Consider the following 5624-nt stretch of genomic DNA (forward strand, 5'->3'; position numbering starts at 1 on the left):
ACCCGGGCGATCGCCGCGGACGCCCTCACCGCGCGGGCCTCCGCCGAGTCCCAGCGCCTCCGCCTCGGCGCGGCCCAGCGAGCGAGCGACTTCTTCACCACGGCGGCCCACGCCCCCGCCAACACCCCCGTGACGGTGACGGTCTCCGCCCCGGACGGCGTCCTGCCCACCCTGTACGTCGGCATCCCCGACTACTACGCCACCCCCGACGCCCCGCGTTCGTACGCCCTCAAGTCCGGCGCGAACACCGTCACAGATCCCCATGGCGGCCCGATTCACCTCACCCTGACCGGCAGCGGTGAACGCGCGACGGTCACCATCGGCACCGGCTCCGTGCCGATGCCCACGTTCACGCACGGGTCGACCTCCGAGTCCGCCTTCCAGGCCCAGTTGGACTCGGCGACGGCCTCCGCGTATGTCCAGCTCCGGTCCGCCCACGCCATCGTCACCCTCTCCCGCGCCACCGCGCTGCAGTACCGCGCCGAGGACCACGCGGCGCTCCTCGACACGTACGAGCAGCTCCTCACCTCCCACGCGACGTTCAGCGGACTGAGCGGCAGCACCGGCACGCACGCACGCAATCCGCTGCCGTACCACTTCGTGAACGTCACGAAGGTGGCGTCCGGGGTGGGTGCGTACGCGACGCACGGATACACGGGCTACCCGAGCGGCGCGATGACGTACATCGCGGGCGTGAACGGTCTGCGCACCGGCGGCTGGGGCATGTACCACGAACTCGGCCACCAGCATCAGCAGTTCGCGTACAAACCCGGCGCGCTCACCGAGGTCACCTGCAACCTCTACTCGCTCGCCGCGCAGCGCACGCTCGGCCAGACCTCACGGCTGCTGGCCAAGGACTCCGGCGGCAAGGACGTCTACGACCGCGCCTTCACCGCCCGCGATTCGGGCACCGACTACGCCGCGCTCGACGTATGGCACAAGCTCGTGCCGCTCTGGCAGTTGCGGCTCGCCTTCGGCACCGGTGTCTGGCCCGAGCTGCACAAGCTGATCCGCACCGACAACCCCGCGTCGGCGACGGACGCGGACCGCTACGACAACCTCGCCGTGTACGCGAGCCGGGCCACGGGGCGCGACCTCTCGGAGTTCTTCGTCACCAAGTGGCGCTTCCCGATCACCGCGTCGGGCAAGGCACGCGTCACCGCACTCGGCCTGGCCAAGCCCTCCGTCGACGCAAGCACCTACCGCGAATAGGGAGCACAGACCCACCATGCCCGCACCGCACCTGGCCCTGCCGCCCACCGACCGGTTCCTGTCCCCGCTCACGGGCTGGACCCGCGCCCACTGGGAGGCGCTCGCCGACCGGCAGTTGGAGGCGCTGGTCCCCTACGCGACGCCCAACTTCGCGCAGTACCGACTGCCGGGGCGCGGCAGTTGGTCGGGGGTCGTGTCGGACGGCCTTGAGGGATACGCACGGTCATTTCTCCTTGCCTCCTTCCGGATCGCGGGAGCGGGCGGCGATGTCGACCCCCACCTCATCGAACGCTACGCGCAGGGTCTGACAACGGGCACGGACCGTGCCGGCGCCGGCGGTGAGGCCTGGCCCGAACTCACCGACTGCTCACAGCAGATGGTGGAGGCGGCTTCGATCGCGATCGGTCTGCACGAGACCCGCCCCTGGATCTGGGACAAGCTCGACCCCCGGGTCCAGGAGCGGGTCGTCGACTGGTTCTCCGGCTTCGTCGGCGCCAAGACGTGGGACAACAACTGGCGGCTCTTCCAGGTGGTGTCCGAGCAGTTCCTGGCCTCCGTCGGCGCCCCGTACAGCAAGACGGACATCGACGGAGGCCTGGACCGCATCGAGGACTGGTACCGCGGCGACGGCTGGTACAGCGACGGCGACGGACGCAACTTCGACTACTACATCGGCTGGGCGATGCACCTGTACCCGCTGCTCTGGGCGCGCATGGCGGGCCCGGACGACGACGGGCGCGCCAAGGTCTACCGCGAGCGGCTGGCCCAATTCCTCGCCGCTTACCCGCACTTCTTCGGCGCCGACGGCGCCCCCGTCCACCAGGGCCGCTCCCTGACGTACCGCTTCGCGGCGACCGCCCCCGTCTGGATGGGTGCCCTCGCGGACTGCACGCCCCTGGCCCCCGGCCTCACCCGGCGCCTCGCGTCCGGCACCGCACGGCACTTCGTGGAGCGCGGCGTCCCCGACGAGCGCGGGCTGCTCCCGCTCGGCTGGTACGGGACGTTCCTGCCGTCCACGCAGGCGTACTCGGGACCGGCATCCCCGTACTGGGCGAGCAAGGGCTTCCTCGGTCTGCTCCTGCCCGCCGATCACCCGGTGTGGACGGAGCGCGAACTCCCGCTGCCCGTCGAGGAGTCCGACCAGTACACGGCGCTACCCGAGCCCGGCTGGCTGCTGCACGGCACGCGGCACGACGGCATCGTCCGCCTGATCAACCACGGCAGCGACCACAACCCGCTCGATGGCCCCGCGGCCGACGACCCGCACTACGCCAAGTTCGGCTACTCCACGGCGACCGCCCCGGAAACCGCCCCGAGCGCGTGGGACCGCACGGTGGACAACCACATCGCGCTCCTCGCGCCGGACGGCACCGCGTCACGCCGCCGCCGGATCCACCCGGTGCGGTGCGAGGGACGCGTGGCCGCCTCCCGTCACGACGCGCTGCTGCCCGGCACGGAGGGCGAGTTCCCCGTCGAGACGACCAGCGCGCTGCACGGCCCGTGGGAGATCCGCGTCCACCGCGTCCAGGCCCCGCCGGGCGTGACGGTCCGCGAGGGCGGCTACGCGGTGGCCGACGAGACCCGGCCGTACGCGGAGCGGGGACCCGGCTGGGCACTCACCCGTACGGAATCGGGCCTTACCAGCGCCGTCGTCGCGCTGCACGGCTGGGACGAGGGGGCGGGCATCGCCCGCGAGGTGTCGGCCAACGCCTACGGACCGCACTCGGCGACGCCGTATCTGAATCTCACCGGCCACGAGGGCGGCACGAGCGTCCACGTCACGCTCGTCGCGCTGTCCCGGGACACCGTCCGGCCGACGGCGTTGAGGGAGTCCATCACCTGCACGGTGGAGGGCGGCACCGTCCGCCTGCGCTTCCCCGACGGCACCCTGCTTGAGGTGTGAGTCAGGACCGAAGGCGTGCGTCAGATCCCGCCGTCCTCCCGGCGGTGAATCTGCTCGATCAGCTCCGCCGCCATCGCCTTGATCGTCTCCAGGCCCGCCCTCCCCCAGGGCCGCGGCTCGACGTCCACCACACAGACCGTGCCGAGCGCGATGCCCGTGCGGTCGATGAGCGGGGCGCCCAAATAGGAGCGGATCCCGATCTCGTCGACCACCGGGTTCCCGGCGAACCTCGGGTAGTCGCAGACGTCCTCCAGGACGAGGGCCTTGCGCCGCACGATCACATGCGGGCAGTAGCCGTGGTCGCGCGCCATGTAGCGGTGCGCCGTGCTCTCCGTGGCCGCCGTGGAGGTCAGTTCGGAGCCGGCCCCCATGGCGTCCGGGGTGTGCAGGCCCGCGAAGAACTGCCGGTTCTCGTCAATGAAGTTGACCATGGAGTACGGCGCGCCCGTGACCTCTGCGAGGCGGTCGGCGAACGCGTCGAAGGCGAGGTCCGGGCGGAGCCCTATCCCGAGTCTGCGCAGCCGCCGCACCCTCTTCGGCGCCTCCTTGTCGACGGGCGTGAGCAGCAGGTGCGCGGTCGAGTCGTACATCAGGTGTGGGCTCCGTAGCTCGGGGCGGCCGGGGCGTGTGCGAGGAGATGCTTGACGAGGGTGAGGAGCGTCGCGATGCCCGAGCTGGAGATCCGCGCGTCGCACCGCACCACGGGCACCTGCGGATCCAGGTCGATGGCGGAACGTACCTCTTCGGGTTCGTAGCGGTGGGCGCCGTCGAATTCGTTGATGGCGACGATGAATCCCATGCCGCGCTGCTCGAAGAAGTCCACCGCCGCGAAGCAGTCCTCCAGGCGGCGGGTGTCGGCGAGGACCACCGCGCCGAGCGCGCCCTCGGAGAGTTCGTCCCACATGAACCAGAAGCGTTCCTGGCCGGGCGTTCCGAAGAGGTAGAGCACGTGTTCCGGGTCGAGGGTGATGCGCCCGAAGTCCATGGCCACGGTTGTCGTGGTCTTGTTCTCGACGCCCGACAGATCGTCGGTGCCCTCGCTGACCGTGGTGAGGAGCTCCTCCGTGCTGAGCGGCGCGATCTCGCTCACCGCGCCCACGAAGGTCGTCTTGCCGACCCCGAAACCTCCCGCGACCAGGATCTTCAGCGCGGTGGGGAAGGGGTCAGAGCTGTCGTCGTAGTCCATCGAGCACTGCCTCCAACAGGGTCCGGTCAGTGGGATTGTGGTAGAAGTCCGGGGCTCTCAGGGTGAGCGCCCCGCAGTCGACGAGATCGGAGAGCAGCACTTTGGTCACGACGGCGGGCAGCTTCAGCTGCGCCGCGATCTCCGCGACCGATGTGGGTGCCGTGCAGAGCCCGAGCGCCTCCGAGTGCTCGGGCCCCAGATAGCCGATGACCGGGCCCCCGGTGGCCATCACCTGGGTCAGCAGGTCCAGTTGGGCGGTCGGCCGGGTCCGCCCGTCGCTGACCGTGTAGGGACGGACGAGCCGTCCGGCGGATTCGTCGAGCCATGGCCCGTCGTGCGGGGCCGCCACGCTCAATGCCTCATCGGGGCGGGTTCGCCGACGGGCTGCCGGGGTGCGGTGAGCAGGTAGGGGCGCACGCTCTTGACCAGCATCGTCATTTCGTAGCCGAGCACCGCCGCGTCCGCGTCGCGCCCGGCGAGCACCGCCAGACAGGTGCCGGAGCCCGCCGTGGAGACGAACAGGAGGGTGGAGTCGAGTTCCACGACGACCTGACGTACGTCGCCGCCGTCGCCGAACCGGATGCCGGCGCTGCGCCCCAGTGAGTAGAGACCGGAGGCGAGGGCCGCCATGTGGTCGGCGCTGTCCGGGTCGAGGCCATGGACCGACTTCACGAGTCCGTCGGAGGAGAGCAGGACCGCGCTGTGGGTGTGCGGAACGCGCTGCACGAGTCCGCTCATCAGCCAGTCGAGGTCGGATACCTGCCCGGTCGGCGCATCGCTCGCCATGGTGGATCGACTCCTTGAGGTACGAGGGTCTGCCGGGGCAGACGTGGTGCTGGCGGGGTGGTGCGGTTCAGCCACCCTGGTCGCCCCCGTCGCGGGGGGTGTTGAGGTCGCGTTCGGACGCCGGGTCACGCATCTCCTGTGCGGCGGCGAGTCCGATGCCGCGCTGGAAGGCGGCCATCAGGCCCGGGTCGTGGCCGACGTGGTGTTCGCTCTCCTGGCGGGGCGACGGCGCGTCCCGCAGTTGGGGCGCGATGTGTTCCTGGGCGCGCCGCTTGGGCAGTTGGGGCTTTCCCACCCGGCCGCGCACGGCTCCGTCGAGGGAGGTCGGCCGTGTCCCGGCGTGCTCGGCCGCGGCCTGCCGGTCCTCCGGCCGGATCCCTGGCACGGCTTCGGCCGGCGTCGGCCTGTCCTCACGGCCGAGGACGGGCAGCGGGGCGGCCGCGGATCCGTTCACCGCAGGACGCGCAGTGGGACGCGCCGCGGTTCCGTGCGGCGCGGTCGGCGGTGCTTTCGGCGGCACGTCCCGCTGCGGCTGCC

The 5624-nt window shown here is 71.3% G+C and carries 6 protein-coding genes and 1 pseudogene; 2 read left to right on the forward strand and 5 right to left on the reverse strand.

Annotated features, from left to right (window positions below; all coding sequences use genetic code 11):
- Both ABD378_RS26825 and ABD378_RS26830 read left to right on the forward strand, forming a co-directional pair.
- Nucleotides 1-1212: M60 family metallopeptidase (locus tag ABD378_RS26825; protein ID WP_344524640.1), on the forward strand; the 1212-nt coding region annotated here is incomplete at its 5' end.
- Nucleotides 1213-1228: 16 nt separating this feature from the next.
- On the forward strand, nt 1229-3115 hold the full coding sequence (locus ABD378_RS26830; RefSeq protein WP_344524642.1) for a DUF2264 domain-containing protein: 1887 nt from the start codon (nt 1229-1231) through the stop codon (nt 3113-3115).
- Nucleotides 3116-3135: 20 nt separating this feature from the next.
- On the opposite strand, the gene ABD378_RS26835 is transcribed toward ABD378_RS26830, so the two are convergent.
- The 5 genes and pseudogenes from ABD378_RS26835 to ABD378_RS26855 all read right to left on the reverse strand — a co-directional run.
- A complete protein-coding gene (locus ABD378_RS26835; RefSeq protein ID WP_344524649.1) occupies nt 3136-3708 on the reverse strand; it encodes a GAF domain-containing protein in 573 nt (190 codons plus the stop codon).
- Complete coding sequence (locus ABD378_RS26840; RefSeq protein ID WP_160508767.1) at nt 3705-4301, reverse strand: GTP-binding protein; 597 nt, start codon at nt 4299-4301, stop codon at nt 3705-3707. Before ABD378_RS26840 ends, ABD378_RS26835 begins: the two co-directional genes overlap by 4 nt.
- On the reverse strand, nt 4279-4650 hold the full coding sequence (locus ABD378_RS26845) for a DUF742 domain-containing protein (protein WP_344524645.1): 372 nt from the start codon (nt 4648-4650) through the stop codon (nt 4279-4281). Before ABD378_RS26845 ends, ABD378_RS26840 begins: the two co-directional genes overlap by 23 nt.
- A 2-nt stretch (nt 4651-4652) precedes the next feature.
- A complete protein-coding gene (locus ABD378_RS26850) occupies nt 4653-5087 on the reverse strand; it encodes a roadblock/LC7 domain-containing protein (RefSeq protein WP_344524647.1) in 435 nt (144 codons plus the stop codon).
- Between the two features lie 67 nt (nt 5088-5154).
- A pseudogene (locus ABD378_RS26855) lies at nt 5155-5624 on the reverse strand (ATP-binding protein); the annotation flags it as partial.

Source organism: Streptomyces rectiviolaceus, from assembly GCF_039533825.1.
GTDB classification, from domain to species: Bacteria; Actinomycetota; Actinomycetes; order Streptomycetales; family Streptomycetaceae; genus Streptomyces; species Streptomyces rectiviolaceus.